The organism is Nocardioides aromaticivorans, assembly GCF_013408525.1.
GTDB lineage: Bacteria > Actinomycetota > Actinomycetes > Propionibacteriales > Nocardioidaceae > Nocardioides > Nocardioides aromaticivorans.
The window spans coordinates 4,628,275-4,643,747 of sequence record NZ_JACBZM010000001.1 but is presented as its reverse complement, the minus strand read 5'-3'; the positions used below and the strand labels follow the sequence as shown (position 1 = coordinate 4,643,747).

The window sequence follows — 15,473 nt, the reverse complement described above, 5'->3', positions numbered from 1 at the left end:
CCTCGTGGCTCCTGGCGGACCGACGAGCGAGGCGTGAAAGGATCCCTTCGTGAAGCCTGCCGCGGTCCTGTGGGACATGGACGGAACCCTCGTCGACACCGAGCCCTACTGGATGGCCACCGAGACCGCCATCGCCGAGCAGTACGGCGGCACCTGGACCCACGAGGACGCGATGAGCCTCGTGGGCAACGACCTGCTCGTGTCGGGTGCGTACCTCAAGACCAAGCTCGGCCTGGACCAGTCGCCCGAGGAGGTCGTCGAGATGCTCCTCGACGGCGTCGTCGCCCAGGTCCGTCACTCGGTGCCGTGGTGTGCCGGCTCCCGCGAGCTGCTGCTGGCGCTGCACGCGGCCGGGGTGCCGTGCGGCCTGGTCACGATGTCCTACCAGCGCTTCGTGGCGCCGATCCTCGAGCACCTGCCGCCGGAGACCTTCCGGGTGATCGTGACCGGCGACATGGTGAGCGAGGGCAAGCCGCATCCCGAGGCCTACCTGACGGCCGCTGCGGCGCTGGGCGTCGACCCGGCGGACTGCGTGGCCATCGAGGACTCACCGACAGGAGCCCGCTCCGCGGAGGCCGCCGGCTGTCGCGTGCTCGTCGTACCGAACCACGTGCCGGTGCCGGACGGGCCGAACCGGGTGTTCCGGGAGTCGCTCGAGGGCCTCAGTCCGGAGGAGCTGGGGGCTCTCTGACCTCGGGGACCGGGTACGGCGGGGCCTCGCCACCCCACGCCGGGCAGATGGCCTGGTGGGCGCACCACGCGCACCCGGCACCCTTGCGCGGCTCGAACTGCCGCCTCTCGGTCGCCGCCCGGATGGCGTCCCACACCGCGAGCACCTTGCGCTCGGTCGCGAGCAGGTCCTGCTCATCTGGCTCGTAGCGCAGCACCTCGCTGTTGCCGAGGTAGACCAGCTGGACCATCTTCGGCACCACGCCGCGCATCCGCCACAGCACGAGCGCGTAGAACTTGAGCTGGAACAGGGCCTTGCCCTCGAACATCTCGACGGGCGAGTTGCCCGTCTTGTAGTCGACCACGCGGATCGCGCCGTCGGCAGCGATGTCGACCCGGTCGATCACCCCGCGCAGCAGCAGCTTGCTCTCGGTCAGCGTCTCCACGTAGAGCTCGCGCTCGGCGGGCTCGAGCCGGCGCGGGTCCTCGAGGGCGAAGTAGCGTGCGAGCACCTCGCTGCACGACGCCAGCCAGGCGACGATCTCGGGACCGTCGGCCGGGAACATCGAGCTGACGGCCGGCTCGATCGCCTGCAGCTCCGCCCAGGCCGGCGCCAGCATCGTGTCGGCCTGCTCCGGGGTGCGCTCGGCCGCCGGCAGGTCGAAGAGCTGCTCCAGCACACGGTGCACCACCGTGCCGCGGACCGCGGCGGGCGACGGCGGCTCGGGGAGCCGGTCGATGCTGCGGAAGCGGTAGAGCAGCGGGCAGTTGAGGAAGTCGCCGACCCGGGACGGGGACAACGCGCCCAGCACCTCGACGCCGTCGACGCGGGTGCCACCGCGCTCGGCCGGGTCGGCCGGCTCGACGCCGGCGGGTGCTGGTGAGGTGGTCATGTCACGACAGTAGGCCAGCCCTCCGACATTCCGGTCCTGCCCACGCGCCACCGGACAGCCGGGGCCCGGATAGCCTCGCCGTGTGTCCTCCCCGTCGCCCGCGCCCCAGCGGCCACCCGTGCCCCGCGGCATGGTCCGCATCGGCCGGATCGCGGGCAGCGACGTGCTCGTCTCGACCTCGTGGTTCTTCGTCGCCGCGCTGATCGCCTGGATCATGGGACCGCGCGTCGACCAGGTCCAGCCCGGGCTCGGCGCCTGGAAGTACGTCGTCGGGGTCGCCTTCGCGATGGCGCTCTACCTCGCGATCCTGCTCCACGAGGCCTCGCACGCGCTGGTCGCACGGCGCTTCGGCTTCACCGTCGAGGCGATCACCCTGCACTTCCTGGGCGGCGCCACGACGATCGACGGCGAGGCCCGCCGACCCCGGCAGGAGTTCTGGATCGCGGTGGTCGGCCCGATCACGTCCCTGGCGGTCGGTGCCGTGGCGGTCGCCCTCTGGTTCGCCATTCCCGAGGAGCAGGGCCTGCTCCTGCTGGTCGTCGAGGGCCTGGCCGGCTCCAACCTGGTCATCGGTGTGCTCAACCTGGTCCCCGGGCTCCCGCTCGACGGCGGCCGGGTGCTCAAGGCCGGCGTGTGGGCGCTCACGGGCAAGGTCTACGTCGGCACCGTGGTCGCCGGCTGGGGCGGCCGGGTCACGGCGGTCGCCGTCGTCGTCTGGGCGTTCCTCAGCAGTCGCGACGGCACGGTCGTCAACTCGGTCGTCCTCGTCATCGTCGCGATGTTCCTCTGGACCGGCGCGAGCCAGGCGATCGCCGCCGCCGGCGTGGTCCGGGGCCTGTCCGGCGTCGTGGCGCGCGAGCTCGCCCGACCCGCCATCACCGTTCCCGAGGACCTGCCCCTGGCCGAGGCCGTACGACGTGCCGGCGCCGCCTCCGTCCCCGGCAGCACCACCGGCATCGTCACCACGACGTCGGACGGACGGCCGGTCGGCGTCGTCTCCGACGAGGCGGTGCGCGCGGTCCCCGAGGAGCGGATGCCCTGGCTGGCCGTGTCGACCGTCGCCCGCAGCCTCGTCGGCGGCCGCGCCCTGCCGGTGGGGATCACGGGCGAGGACCTGCTCGCGGCGCTGCGGCGTACTCCGGCGTCGGAGTACGTCCTGCTCGCCGAGGACGGCAGCGTCCACGGCGTGCTCGCGACGGCCGACATCGTCCGGGCGATGCGCAACCGATAGATTGCGCCGGTGAACGACGCAACTCCCGACGTACCCGAGGACGCCTGGTCCGGCGTGCACCGCGGCCCGCTGCGCGCAGGGGAGTGGGTGCGACTGCTGGACGGCAAGGGCCGGCGGCACAATTTCGCCCTCGAGCCCGGCAAGCGCTTCTTCTCCAACAAGGGCCACCTCGAGCACGACGACCTGATCGGTCGCGAGGAGGGCTTCACGATCACCTCCTCGGTGGGCGGCGAGTACCTCGTCTTCCGGCCGCTTCTCTCGGAGTACGTCGTGTCGATGCCCCGCGGCGCGGCGGTCGTCTACCCGAAGGACTCCGCGCAGATCATCGCGATGGCCGACATCTTCCCCGGTGCCCACGTCGTCGAGGCCGGCGTCGGCTCCGGTGCGCTGACCTGCTCCCTGCTCAGGGCCGTCGGGCCACACGGCAAGGTGTCGTCGTACGAGCGCCGCGAGGAGTTCGCCGACGTCGCCCGCCGCAACGTCACCCAGTTCTTCGGCGGCGACCACCCGGCCTGGCAGCTCACGCTCGGCGACCTGGCCGAGGCGCTGCCGGCCTCCGGCGAGCGGTGCGACCGGATCATCCTCGACATGCTCGCGCCGTGGGACTGCCTCGACGCGGCCGCCGACGCCCTGCTGCCCGGCGGCATCGTCTGCGCGTACGTCGCCACCACGACCCAGCTGTCCAAGTTCGTCGAGGCCGTGCGGGTCCACGGCGGGTTCACCGAGCCCGCGCCGTGGGAGTCCCTCGTCCGCGACTGGCACGTCGAGGGCCTGGCCGTGCGGCCCGGCCACAAGATGATCGGGCACACGGCGTTCCTGGTCACCGCCCGGCGGATGGCGCCGGGGGAGCGGGCGCCGATCAAGAAGCGCCGCCCGGCGCCGGGGGCGTACGGACCGGACTACGCGGGTCCGCGGCCGCCCGGGGTGCCGGAGGCTCCGGCCGAGGACTGACCGCCGCGGAGTGTTGCGGTTTGGTCCCAAACCGCAACGATCCGGGCCGGCCACCTGCAGTTCGTGCCCCACCGACGACTCCCCGCGACACCCCCGGCACCGGCCGCGACCTCGCACACCGCAACCGAAACGTTGCATCGAAAGCGTGGCGAAGCACTTCCGTGCAACACGCCCGCGAGTAGGGTCGTGACAGGAGGTGTGCCACATGACGAGCATGGGTGAAGGCACGGGTAGCCACCGCTCTCCGAGTCGCGAGGAGCTGGAGGAGCAGGTGCGCTACCTCGAGGACGAGGTCCGCGACCTGCGCCGCCGGGCGGTCGACGCACCGGGAGGCGCCGGACGATCCCTCGAGATGCGGCTCGCGGACGCGCAGCGTTCGCTGGCTGCGGTGACCGCGCAGAACGAGCGGCTCGCGAGCACGTTGCGCGACGCGCGTGACCAGATCATGAAGCTCAAGGAGGAGGTCGACCGCCTTGCCCAGCCGCCGGCCGGGTTCGGCACCTTCCTCCAGCGCAACGAGGACGACTCGGTCGACGTGTTCACCGGGGGCCGCAAGCTCCGGGTGACGGTGAGCCCCGCGGTCGACCTCGACACGCTGCGCCGCGGCCAGGAGGTCATGCTCAACGAGGCGCTCAACGTCGTCGCCGCCTTCGACTACGAGACGGTCGGCGAGGTCGTGATGCTGAAGGAGGTGCTCGCCGACGGCGAGCGCGTCCTGGTCATCGCCAACGCCGACGAGGAGCGGGTGGTCAAGCTCGCCGAGCCGCTGCTCGACGAGACCCTGCGGGCCGGCGACTCGCTGCTGCTCGACTCCCGGGCCGGCTACGTCTACGAGAAGGTCCCGAAGTCGGAGGTCGAGGAGCTCGTCCTCGAGGAGGTCCCCGACATCACCTACGAGACCATCGGCGGTCTCGGCAACCAGATCGAGATGATCCAGGACGCCGTCGAGCTGCCCTATCTCTACCCGGAGCTGTTCGCCGAGCACGAGCTGAAGCCGCCGAAGGGCATCCTGCTCTATGGCCCGCCCGGCTGCGGCAAGACCCTGATCGCCAAGGCCGTCGCCAACTCGCTGGCCAAGAAGGTCGCCGCGAAGACGGGCGCCGAGGGGAAGTCGTACTTCCTCAACATCAAGGGCCCCGAGCTGCTCAACAAGTACGTCGGCGAGACCGAGCGGCACATCCGGCTGGTCTTCCAGCGGGCCCGCGAGAAGGCGTCGCAGGGTACGCCGGTCATCGTGTTCTTCGACGAGATGGACTCCCTGTTCCGCACCCGCGGCTCGGGGGTCTCCTCCGACGTCGAGAACACCATCGTCCCGCAGCTGCTCAGCGAGATCGACGGCGTCGAGACGCTGGAGAACGTCCTCGTGATCGGTGCGTCCAACCGCGAGGACATGATCGACCCGGCCATCCTGCGCCCGGGCCGACTCGACGTGAAGATCAAGATCGAGCGCCCGGACGCGGAGTCGGCGCGTGACATCTTCAGCAAGTACCTCACGCCGTCGCTGCCGCTGCACACCGAGGACGTCGCCGAGTTCGGCGGCGACAAGCAGGCCGCCGTCGCCGGCATGATCCAGGCGACCGTCGAGCGGATGTACACCGAGACCGAGGAGAACCGCTTCCTCGAGGTGACCTATGCCAACGGCGACAAGGAGGTCCTGTACTTCAAGGACTTCAACTCCGGCGCCATGATCCAGAACATCGTCGACCGGGCGAAGAAGATGGCCATCAAGGACTTCCTCGACCACGACCAGAAGGGCCTGCGGGTCTCCCACCTGCTCCAGGCCTGCGTCGACGAGTTCAAGGAGAACGAGGACCTGCCCAACACGACCAACCCCGACGACTGGGCGCGGATCTCCGGCAAGAAGGGCGAGCGGATCGTCTTCATCCGCACGCTCATCACCGGCAAGCAGGGCACCGAGCCGGGCCGGTCGATCGACACCGTGTCCGACACGGGCCAGTACCTCTGACAATCCTTGGTCCGGCCTGAGAGGCTGGGCCAGCAAGCAATCGACAACTCCCGAAGGAGCCCCCTGTGGTCAAGAAGCTCGCCCTCGTCGTCCTCGTCGCGCTCGGCGTCACCGCCGCGGTCAAGGTCGCGAAGTCCCGCTGACGCACCCCTGACAGCACGCCCCGGCACGGTTCCGTGCCGGGGCGTCGTCGTACCCGGCGACGTGGCGTGATCCCTGCACGCCGGGTCGGCCTCAGGAGCTGCGCAGGTACCACGCCCGGACGAGCTGGTACGCGCCGTAGCAGGCCAGGCCGACGGCCACGACCACGATCAGCCACGGCCCCAGCGGCTCGTCGCGGAACCGGACGATGGCCTGGTCGAGCCCGGCCTTCTGCTGCGAGTCGTGCTCGAGGGCCGCGCGGCCGACGAGCACGGCGATCACGCCGAACGCCGCGGCGCGGCTCAGGTGTCCAGCGCGGGCGAGCACCTGGACCACCCGACCCACGTCTCCCGTGCGTCCCTCGACCTCGACGTCCTTGCGCCAGCGGTCGGTCAGCCCGCGCCAGGCGCTGGTGACTGCGACGGCCATGACGACGGCCGCCGCAGCCAGCACGAGGAGGGTCCCGAACGGGAGCCGCAACAGGGAGCCCGTCGTACCCCCTCCTCCGCCACCACCGTCGCCCAGCGCGGTCCGGACGGCCAGAGCGGACAGCACCCCGAGTACGACGGCGCGGCCGGCGGAGCCGAGCCGGGCGAGCCAGCGCTTGGCGCCGTCGTCGTCGCGGTGTCCGCCGATCGCCTGGCAGACCTGCCAGACCACCAGGGCAGCCAGTCCGCCGGCGACGAGCCACAGCAGGGCCGAGCCGAGCGGCTTCTGCGCGATCTCCTCCAGCGCCCCGGAACCGGACGCGGAGCCGGACGGGTGGCCGAGGCCGGCCTCGGCGGCGAGCCATCCGATGAGGACGTAGACGACGCCGTACACGACCAGGCCGATGCGGGCCATCCGGTCCAGCACCGGATGGTCGCGGACCTCCCGTGCCGCCCGCCCCGCGGCTTCCCCCGTGGCCGTCATCGCTCCTCCTCGTCCTGCACTACCCGCGCGGGGCACCGGCATCCGCCCGATCGCTGCTGCCCGTCCGGACGGGCAGCAGCGCGGCGCGTGCCCTGCGCCGTAGGCTGGAGTCATGAGCGTGCGCCGAGTGATGGGCACCGAGGTCGAGTACGGCATCTCGGTGCAGGGGCAGCCGACCGCGAACCCGATGGTCGCCTCGTCCCAGGTCGTCAACGCGTACGCCACCGCCACCGTGCGTGCCCGGCGTGCCCGGTGGGACTTCGAGGAGGAGTCGCCGCTGCGCGACGCCCGCGGCTTCGACATGTCGCGCCAGATAGCCGACCCGTCGCAGCTGACCGACGAAGACCTCGGCCTGGCCAATGTCATCCTCACGAACGGTGCCCGGCTCTACGTCGACCACGCGCACCCGGAGTACTCCACGCCGGAGGTGGTCTCGCCACTCGACGTCGTGCGGTGGGACAAGGCGGGGGAGCAGGTGATGCTCGACGCCGCCCGTCTGGCGCAGAACCTGCCCGGCAACCCCGGGATCGTGCTCTACAAGAACAACACCGACAACAAGGGTGCGTCGTACGGCGCCCACGAGAACTACCTGATGCGGCGCTCGACGCCGTTCGCCGACATCGTCAAGCACCTCACCCCGTTCTTCGTGAGCCGGCAGGTCTTCTGCGGCGCCGGACGTGTCGGCAAGGGCCAGGACGGGCGCGGCCAGGGCTTCCAGATCAGCCAGCGCGCCGACTTCTTCGAGGTCGAGGTGGGCCTCGAGACCACCCTCAAGCGACCGATCATCAACACGCGCGACGAGCCGCACGCCGACCCCGAGAAGTACCGCCGGTTGCACGTGATCATCGGCGACGCCAACCTCGCCGAGATCGCGACCTACCTCAAGGTCGGCACCACCTCGCTGGTGCTGGCGATGATCGAGGACCGGTTCATCTCCCGCGACCTCACCGTCGACCTGCCGGTCGCCTCGCTGCGCGCGGTGTCCCACGACCCGACGCTGCGCCACGAGGTGACCCTTGCCGACGGTCGGCACCTGACGGGGATCCAGCTGCAGCTGGAGTACCTCGACCTCGCGAAGAAGTACGTCGAGGACCGCTATGGCTCCGATGCGGACCCGCAGACCGTCGACGTCCTCGCCCGGTGGGAGGACGTGCTGAACCGGCTGGAGTCCGACCCGATGTCGCTCGCCGACCAGCTCGACTGGGTCGCGAAGCTGAAGCTGATCGAGCAGTACCGCTCGCGCGACGGGCTCGCGTGGGACGACGCGAAGCTGCAGCTCATCGACTACCAGTACTCCGACATCCGGCCGGAGAAGGGCCTCTACCACCGCCTGGTCAAGGCCGGCCGGATCCAGCGGCTCCTCACCGACGACGACGTCGAGTCGGCGATGACGAACCCGCCGACGGAGACGCGGGCCTACTTCCGCGGCCGCTGCCTCGAGAAGTACGCCACCGACATCGCCGCCGCGTCGTGGGACTCGGTGATCTTCGACCTTCCCGGCCGCGAGTCGCTGCAACGGGTGCCGACCATCGACCCCCTGCGCGGTACGAAGAAGCACGTCGGCGAGCTGATCGACTCGTGCGAGACCGCCGAGCAGCTGGTCCGGGCGCTCAGCCGCTGAGTGGTGGCCGATCGGCCGGTCGTCGTACCGATGGCCAAACCGTGACCTGACAAGTCACTCGCGCACAGCCAGCAAGTGGATAGGGTTGCGTCATGGCCCAGGAGCAGAAGCAGCCGCGCAAGGCGGAGGAGACCGAGGAGACGACCGAGGCCGTCACCGAGTCCGACGTCGCCGAGCGCAAGGAAGGGCTCGACGAGGACGTCGACGCGATCCTCGACGAGATCGACGACGTCCTCGAGTCCAACGCCGAGGACTTCGTGAAGTCGTTCATCCAGAAGGGCGGCGAGTAGTCGCCCATGAACGACGCGCGCATCCCGGGTGCGTTCCTGCGCCCGGGCACCTCCTCGTTCAGCGACTTCATCGCCGAGAACGCCCCTGACCTGCTCCCGGCGCGCCGCTCGCTCCCTGCGGGCAGCGCGGCCGAGCTCGCCCCACACGGCACCACCATCGTCGCCGCCACCTTCCCGGGTGGCCTGGTGATGGCGGGCGACCGCCGCGCGACGATGGGCAACGTGATCGCCCAGCGCGACATCGAGAAGGTCTTCCCGGCCGACGAGTACTCCGTGGTCGGCATCGCCGGCACGGCCGGGCTCGCCGTCGAGATGGTCCGCCTCTTCCAGGTCGAGCTCGAGCACTACGAGAAGATCGAGGGCACGATCCTGTCCCTCGACGGCAAGGCCAACCGCCTCTCCGCGCTGATCCGCGCCAACCTGGGGATGGCGATGCAGGGCCTCGCCGTCGTCCCGATGTTCGCGGGCTACGACCTCGACCGCGGCGTCGGCCGGATCTTCGGCTACGACGTGACCGGCGGCCGCCACGAGGAGGCGTCCTTCTTCACGGTCGGCTCCGGGTCCCTCTTCGCCCGCGGTGCGCTGAAGAAGCTCTACCGCGACGACCTCAGCCAGGACGACGCCGTGCGTGTGTGCCTCCAGGCCCTGTACGACGCCGCGGACGACGACTCCGCGACCGGCGGACCCGACCTCACCCGCCGGATCTTCCCGGTCGTGTGGGTGGTCACCGCCGACGGCGTCCTGCGCCTGCCCGAGGAGACGCTGTCCGCGCTCGCCGACCAGCTCGTCGGAGCCCGGATGGTGAGGCCCGACGGACCGGTGGCCCCGCTTCCCGGCGGCGGAGAGGAGGCCCAGGCATGAGCACCCCGTTCTACGTCTCGCCCGAGCAGCTGATGAAGGACCGGGCCGACTTCGCCCGCAAGGGCATCGCCCGCGGCCGGTCCCTCGCAGCCGTCCAGTACGCCGACGGCGTGCTCCTCGTCACCGAGAACCCCTCGCAGGCGCTGCACAAGGTGTCCGAGCTCTACGACCGCCTCGCCTTCGCCGCGGTCGGCCGCTACAACGAGTTCGAGAACCTCCGCATCGCCGGGGTCCGCCTCGCCGACATGCGCGGCTACGCCTACGACCGTCGCGACGTGACCGGCCGCGGCCTCGCCAACGCCTACGCCCAGACCCTCGGCACCATCTTCTCCTCGGGCGGCGAGAAGCCCTACGAAGTCGAGATCTTCGTCGCCGAGATCGGCGAGAGCGCCGCCGACGACCAGATCTACCGGCTCACCTACGAGGGCCGTGTCGCCGACGAGCACGGCTACGCGGTGATGGGCGGCGACGCGGAGACGGTGTCGTCGTACCTCCGGGACAACTACGCGGAGGGGGCCGACCTCGCCTCCGCGCTCAAGGTCGCGGTGGCCGCCCTGGGGCACAGCGCCGACGGTGGGCAGGTCCAGGACCGGGTGATCCCGGTCGAGGACCTCGAGGTCGCGGTGCTCGACCGCACCCGCATCCAGCCCCGCAAGTTCCGCCGGATCCTCCCGGCGCGGCTGGCGGAGCTGCTGGGCGAGCGGGGACCGGCCGAGACCGCCCCCGCGGCACACACCTCCGAGACGCCCACCGACCTCCCGCCCACGCCGGCATCCGGCGACAACGGTGGGAACGGTTCGGGCGAGCCGCCGGTGGCGCCGCCGCTGTAGCGGGTTGGGATTGCTGCGGTTCGGCCCGAACCGCAGCACTCAGGGCTCGAGCGACCGCGTCGCCGGCCCCTCCAGAACACCCCCATCCACCCCGAACCGCGACCCGTGCAGCGGGCAGTCCCACGACTGATCGGCGCCGTTCCACGACAGCACCCCACCGAGGTGGGTGCAGCGGGGTGCGTCGTCACGGAACGGGCGGGCGGCGTACCCGCAGGCCAGCTGCCAGCCGACCTCCGCGTTGACCAGCGCGGCGCGGCCGGCGGCGAGCACCTCCCGGGGCGTCCAGCTGCGCAGGGCCGATCCCCACGACGGCACCGCCCCGCCGAGGATGTCGGCCGCGAGCACGAGTGCCGCTGCGGGCGCCGTGCTGAGCCCCCACTTGTCGAAGCCCGTCACCACCTGGATGCGGTGGTCGCCGGGGAGGAGCGGGCCGACGTAGGGGAGCGCGGTGACGGGCGACTGGTCCTGGGCGGACCAGACGTGCCGCACCTCGCTGCCGGGGAAGCAGTGCTCCGCCCACCGCAGGAGCCGTTCGACGTGCCGCTCCGGGGTGCTGCGGCCGGTGACGTGGCCCGAGCCGCCGACCATCAGCAGCTCCTCGCCGTCGGCGCCGCTGACCGACCGCACCGAGCGGACGGCGTGGTCGGCCGACAGGTGCATCCCGGCCGGCTGCCATGACGACGTGAGCGTGGCGGCGTACGAACGCTGCGGCTGGAGGCGCGCGAAGAACGCTCCGCGGTCGAGGATCGGCTGGTTCGTCGCGAGCACCACCTGCCCGGCGTCCACCACGGCGCCGGCGTCCGTCGTCAGGGTCACCCCGTCCCCGTCGTGGACCACCGTGGTCACCCGCGCCCCCTCGTGGAGTCCGGCGCCGGCCGCGACGACGTCGGCCGTCAAGGCCGAGAGCAGCTCCATGGCGTCGAGCTGGAACTGGTCCTCGAGGCGTACGGCGCCACGGACCTCGTAGGGGAGCTCGACGGAGTTGGTCCACTCGACCGGCAGCCCCGCCGTACGGGAGGCCAGCAGCTCGGCCCGCGCCCGGACCTCGCCGACGCGGGTGCCGGCGTACGTCGTCGCATGGCGACCCTCGGCCAGCAGGCCGTGGTCGTCGCAGTACCGCCGCAGCCACGCCTGGCCCTCGCGCCCCGCCTCGACGTACCTGCGCGCCGCCGACGGCGGGTTGGACCGCAGCACCCGGCTGAGCTTGGTGCCCTGCAGGAGGCTCACCTTCCCGGTCGTGTGCCCCGACGTCCCGTCGCCGACACGGCGTGCCTCCAGCACCACGACCGACCGTCCGGCCCGGGCCAGGAGCAGGGCGGTGAGCAGCCCGGCCACACCTGCGCCGACGACCGCGACGTCGCACACCGACCGCGCGGGCGGGGGCGGGAACGGCCCCGGGCGTGCGCGGGTGAACCACACCGGCATGCTGTCGGCGGGTCGGGTCGCGAAGTTCGCGGAGCTGTTCATGCGCGTCCGGTACCCGATGCCGTCCGGGCCAGTAATGTGCATACATGGACCGGCGCATCTTCGGTATCGAGAACGAGTACGGCGTCACCTGCACGTTCCGCGGCCAGCGCCGGCTCAGCCCCGACGAGGTCGCGCGCTACCTGTTCCGCAAGGTCGTCAGCTGGGGACGCAGCAGCAACGTCTTCCTGCGCAACGGTGCCCGGCTCTACCTCGACGTCGGCAGCCACCCGGAGTACGCCACCCCGGAGTGCGACGACGTCGTCGACCTGGTCACCCACGACAAGGCGGGGGAGCGGGTCCTCGAGGGCCTCCTGCTCGACGCCGAGCAGCGGCTGCACGACGAGGGCATCGCCGGCGAGATCTACCTGTTCAAGAACAACACCGACTCGGCCGGCAACTCCTACGGCTGCCACGAGAACTACCTGGTCAGCAGGGCAGGGGAGTTCAGCCGCCTCGCCGACGTCCTGATCCCGTTCCTCGTCACCCGGCAGGTCATCGTCGGTGCAGGCAAGGTGACGCAGACGCCGCGCGGCACGTCGTACGCCGTCAGCCAGCGCGCGGAGCACATCTGGGAGGGCGTCTCCAGCGCCACCACCCGCAGCCGCCCGATCATCAACACGCGCGACGAGCCGCACGCCGACGCCGAGAAGTACCGCCGCCTCCACGTCATCGTCGGCGACTCGAACATGAGCGAGACGACCACGATGCTCAAGGTCGCGTCGTGCGACCTGGTGCTCCGGATGATCGAGGAGGGCGTGGTGATGCGCGACCTCACGATGGAGAACCCGATCAGGGCGATCCGCGAGATCTCCCACGACGTCACCGGCAGGCGCAAGGTCCGGCTGGCCAACGGCCGCGAGGCGAGCGCGCTCGACATCCAGGCCGAGTACCTCACCAAGGCACGCGACTTCGTGGACCGCCGCGGCATCGCCACTCCCGTGATCGAGCGCTCGCTCGACCTGTGGGAGCGCACGCTCAAGGCGGTCGAGTCCGACGACCTGGGCCTCGTCGACCGGGAGATCGACTGGGTCATCAAGTGGAAGCTGATCGACCGCTACCGCGCGAAGCACGGCCTGCCGATGAGCCACCCCCGCATCGCCCAGCTCGACCTCGCCTACCACGACATCCACCGCAACCGCGGGCTCTACTACCTCCTGGAGAAGCGTGGCGCCGTCACCCGGGTGACCAGCGACCTCAAGATCTTCGAGGCGAAGTCGGTGCCGCCCCAGAACACCCGCGCCCGACTGCGCGGCGAGTTCATCCGCAAGGCGCAGGAGCGCCGGCGCGACTTCACGGTCGACTGGGTGCACCTCAAGCTCAACGACCAGGCGCAGCGCACCGTTCTCTGCAAGGACCCGTTCCGCGCGTACGACGAGCGGGTCCAGCGCCTGATCGACGGCATGTAGCCCACCTGACACCCGGGCTCAGGCCGACTGGGTAAGGTTTGCGCGTGCTGAAGCGCCTGCCTCGTCCCGCGACCCTGCTCGTCACCGCGCTGCTGCCGGCCTCCCTCACGCTGGCCGCCTGCGGCAGCAGCGACGAGGAGCTGAAGGGCTTCGACGCCGTCTCGGTCAGCGGCGACGTGGGTGAGGCGCCCAAGATCGACTGGAAGGGCACCCTCGCCCCGGGCGACGCGACCAGCAAGGTCATCGCCAAGGGCGATGGCGACGAGGTCGCCAAGGACGACGTGGTCCTGCTGAACTTCACGATCGCCAACGGCTACACCCACAAGGTCAACTACTCGACGTACGTCGACGACGGCCACGACTACAACGTGGGCTCGCTCGTGAAGGTCGGCGCCAAGGCCGAGCCGCAAAGCGTCGCCGACCTGCTGACGCAGTCGCTCGTCTCCGAGATCAAGCCCGGCACGACCGTCGGTACCCGGATCGCGGTGACCGTCGGCAGCGACAAGCTGCTCAAGGACTACATCGGCAACTCGACGGTCCAGCAGGCCATGGCCTCGATGGACATCGGCAACGAGGACGGCCTGCTGATCGTCGCGGACGTCGCCGCGCTCGCCGGCCCGGCCGGCACCGCCCAGAAGGCGCCGGCCTGGGCGCCGAAGATCGTCGAGAAGGACGGCGTGCCCGCCAGCCTCGACTTCAAGGGCGCCCCCGCCCCGTCGGGCGACCTCGAGGTCGCCACCCTGGTCAAGGGCACCGGCCCGGTCGTCAAGAGCGGCCAGAAGATCCTTGCCAGCTACCTCGGCCAGATCCCGAAGGGGAAGAAGCCCTTCGACGAGAGCTACAGCGACGGGCGCGGCCTCGAGGCCGTCGTCGGCGGCGATGCGGCATCGGTCGTGAAGGGCTGGTCGCAGGGCCTCGTCGGCCTGCCGGTCGGCAGCCGCGTGCTCCTGCAGATCCCGCCGAAGCTGGGCTACGGCAACAAGGCGCAGGGCAAGGACATCCCGGCGAACTCCACGCTCTACTTCGTGGTCGACATCCTCGACGTCGCGGACGTCGAGCCGGCCCCGAAGCCGTCCGAGACCGCCTCGCCGTCCGGCTCGCCGTCGGGCTCGCCCTCCGGGTCTGCCACGGGCTCGCCGTCCTCCACCCCCTCGGAGTAGCGGTCACAGGGCAGAATCGGAACCATGCCCGCACCCAAGAGCGAGCGGCTGCTGAATCTCCTCATCATGCTGCTCGTGCAGCGGCGACCGATCGCCAAGGAGCGCATCCGGGAGCTGCTCTACCCGGACTCGCGCCCGGACGCCTTCGAGAAGATGTTCGAGCGCGACAAGGACGAGCTGCGCAGCCTCGGCGTACCCGTCGACGTGGCCACCATCGATCCCCTCTTCGAGGACGAGGTCGGCTACCGGATCCCGCCCGAGGCGTTCGCCCTCCCCGACGTCGAGCTGACTCCCGAGGAGGCCGCCGTGGTCGGCCTCGCCTCCCGGGTCTGGCAGCACGCCACCATGGCCCAGGCGACCTCGGACGCCGTACGGAAGCTGTCGGCGGCGGGCATCGACGTCGACCTCGACGCCCTCGACATCGCCCAGCCGCTGCTCACCGCGGAGGAGCCGGGCTTCGAGAAGTGCTGGCTCGCCGTCTGCGAACGCACCGAGATCGAGTTCGACTACCAGCGCCCGGGCGCGGACGCGCCTCTGACGCGCCACGTCCAGCCGTGGGGAGTGGTCCGCCACGCCGGCCGCTGGTATCTCGTCGGCTACGACCGCGACCGCGCCGACGAGCGCGTCTTCCGGCTCTCCCGCGTCCAGGGCGAGGTGCGCCTCGTCGGCCCGCCGGGTGCGTACGACGTCCCGGAGGACACCGACGTCCGCTCGATCGCGCGACGGCTGGCCCCGCCGACCGCCACCGAGCACGCCGTGCTGCTCGTGCGTGAGGGTGCCGGGCACGGCTTCCGGCGGTCCGCGACCAGGGTCGAGGTCGGCGTACCGGGGCCGGACGAGCGCACCCGCTGGGACCGAGTCGAGCTGGTCCGACAGGCGCAGGGTCTCGCGGACGACGTCCTCGGGCACGGGCCGGACGTGGTGATCCTGGAACCAGCCGCTGTCCGGGCCCAGGTCGTCGCTCGGTTGACGGAGGTCGTCGGATGCGCGTCGTGAGTGTTGCGGTTTGGTCCCAAACCGCCACTTCTGATCCCCCCACGCTGCAGTTCCTGCCCCATCGACGCACCTCACGAGG

Annotated in this window: 14 protein-coding genes; 11 read left to right on the top strand and 3 right to left on the bottom strand. The window is 71.1% G+C overall.

Annotation, left to right across the window (positions count from 1 at the left end):
• The first annotated feature begins 49 nt into the window (after positions 1-49).
• Entirely contained in the window at positions 50-691 is a 642-nt protein-coding gene (locus tag BJ993_RS22270; protein ID WP_308645676.1) for an HAD family hydrolase, read from the top strand.
• Here the strand turns inward: BJ993_RS22270 and BJ993_RS22265 are convergent.
• Complete coding sequence (locus tag BJ993_RS22265; protein WP_179651306.1) at positions 663-1,562, bottom strand: RecB family exonuclease; 900 nt, start codon at positions 1,560-1,562, stop codon at positions 663-665. The genes BJ993_RS22270 and BJ993_RS22265 overlap by 29 nt on opposite strands.
• Before the next feature lie 82 nt (positions 1,563-1,644).
• Between BJ993_RS22265 and BJ993_RS22260 the strand changes: the two genes are divergently transcribed.
• The 3 genes from BJ993_RS22260 to arc all read left to right on the top strand — a co-directional run bounded on the left by BJ993_RS22260 (position 1,645) and on the right by arc (position 5,710).
• Entirely contained in the window at positions 1,645-2,793 is a 1,149-nt protein-coding gene (locus tag BJ993_RS22260) for a site-2 protease family protein (RefSeq protein ID WP_308645675.1), read from the top strand.
• Between the two features lie 9 nt (positions 2,794-2,802).
• A complete protein-coding gene (locus BJ993_RS22255; protein WP_277987704.1) occupies positions 2,803-3,744 on the top strand; it encodes a tRNA (adenine-N1)-methyltransferase in 942 nt (313 codons plus the stop codon).
• Between the two features lie 205 nt (positions 3,745-3,949).
• Positions 3,950-5,710 (top strand): proteasome ATPase, encoded by a 1,761-nt coding sequence (gene arc / locus BJ993_RS22250; RefSeq protein ID WP_051932283.1) that lies wholly within the window; start codon positions 3,950-3,952, stop codon positions 5,708-5,710.
• Positions 5,711-5,944: 234 nt separating this feature from the next.
• Here arc and BJ993_RS22245 read toward each other — a convergent pair whose 3' ends face one another.
• Positions 5,945-6,763, bottom strand: coding sequence for a DUF1206 domain-containing protein (locus BJ993_RS22245; RefSeq protein WP_179651304.1), 819 nt, complete (start codon positions 6,761-6,763; stop codon positions 5,945-5,947).
• Between the two features lie 112 nt (positions 6,764-6,875).
• Here BJ993_RS22245 and dop point away from each other — a divergent pair, with 112 nt between their 5' ends.
• The 4 genes from dop to prcA all read left to right on the top strand — a co-directional run bounded on the left by dop (position 6,876) and on the right by prcA (position 10,365).
• A complete protein-coding gene (gene dop, locus BJ993_RS22240) occupies positions 6,876-8,384 on the top strand; it encodes a depupylase/deamidase Dop (RefSeq protein ID WP_179651302.1) in 1,509 nt (502 codons plus the stop codon).
• Between the two features lie 92 nt (positions 8,385-8,476).
• The gene (locus tag BJ993_RS22235) at positions 8,477-8,674 is read left to right on the top strand and encodes a ubiquitin-like protein Pup (RefSeq protein WP_036545748.1); all 198 of its coding nucleotides are present in this window, start codon (positions 8,477-8,479) and stop codon (positions 8,672-8,674) included.
• Positions 8,675-8,680: 6 nt separating this feature from the next.
• Complete coding sequence (gene prcB, locus BJ993_RS22230; RefSeq protein ID WP_036545746.1) at positions 8,681-9,535, top strand: proteasome subunit beta; 855 nt, start codon at positions 8,681-8,683, stop codon at positions 9,533-9,535.
• Positions 9,532-10,365, top strand: a complete 834-nt coding sequence (prcA, locus tag BJ993_RS22225) for a proteasome subunit alpha (protein ID WP_179651300.1) — start codon at positions 9,532-9,534, stop codon at positions 10,363-10,365. Before prcB ends, prcA begins: the two co-directional genes overlap by 4 nt.
• A 39-nt stretch (positions 10,366-10,404) precedes the next feature.
• Here prcA and BJ993_RS22220 read toward each other — a convergent pair whose 3' ends face one another.
• Entirely contained in the window at positions 10,405-11,832 is a 1,428-nt protein-coding gene (locus tag BJ993_RS22220; RefSeq protein WP_179651298.1) for an FAD-dependent oxidoreductase, read from the bottom strand.
• A 44-nt stretch (positions 11,833-11,876) separates the two neighbouring features.
• Between BJ993_RS22220 and pafA the strand changes: the two genes are divergently transcribed.
• From pafA to BJ993_RS22205, 3 genes are read left to right on the top strand one after another with little or no spacing between them, the layout of a single operon-like run.
• A complete protein-coding gene (gene pafA, locus BJ993_RS22215) occupies positions 11,877-13,238 on the top strand; it encodes a Pup--protein ligase (RefSeq protein ID WP_036545742.1) in 1,362 nt (453 codons plus the stop codon).
• 44 nt (positions 13,239-13,282) lie between these two features.
• Positions 13,283-14,398, top strand: a complete 1,116-nt coding sequence (locus BJ993_RS22210; RefSeq protein WP_179651296.1) for an FKBP-type peptidyl-prolyl cis-trans isomerase — start codon at positions 13,283-13,285, stop codon at positions 14,396-14,398.
• A 24-nt stretch (positions 14,399-14,422) separates the two neighbouring features.
• Entirely contained in the window at positions 14,423-15,394 is a 972-nt protein-coding gene (locus tag BJ993_RS22205; protein ID WP_036545740.1) for a helix-turn-helix transcriptional regulator, read from the top strand.
• The last annotated feature ends 79 nt before the right edge of the window (positions 15,395-15,473 follow it).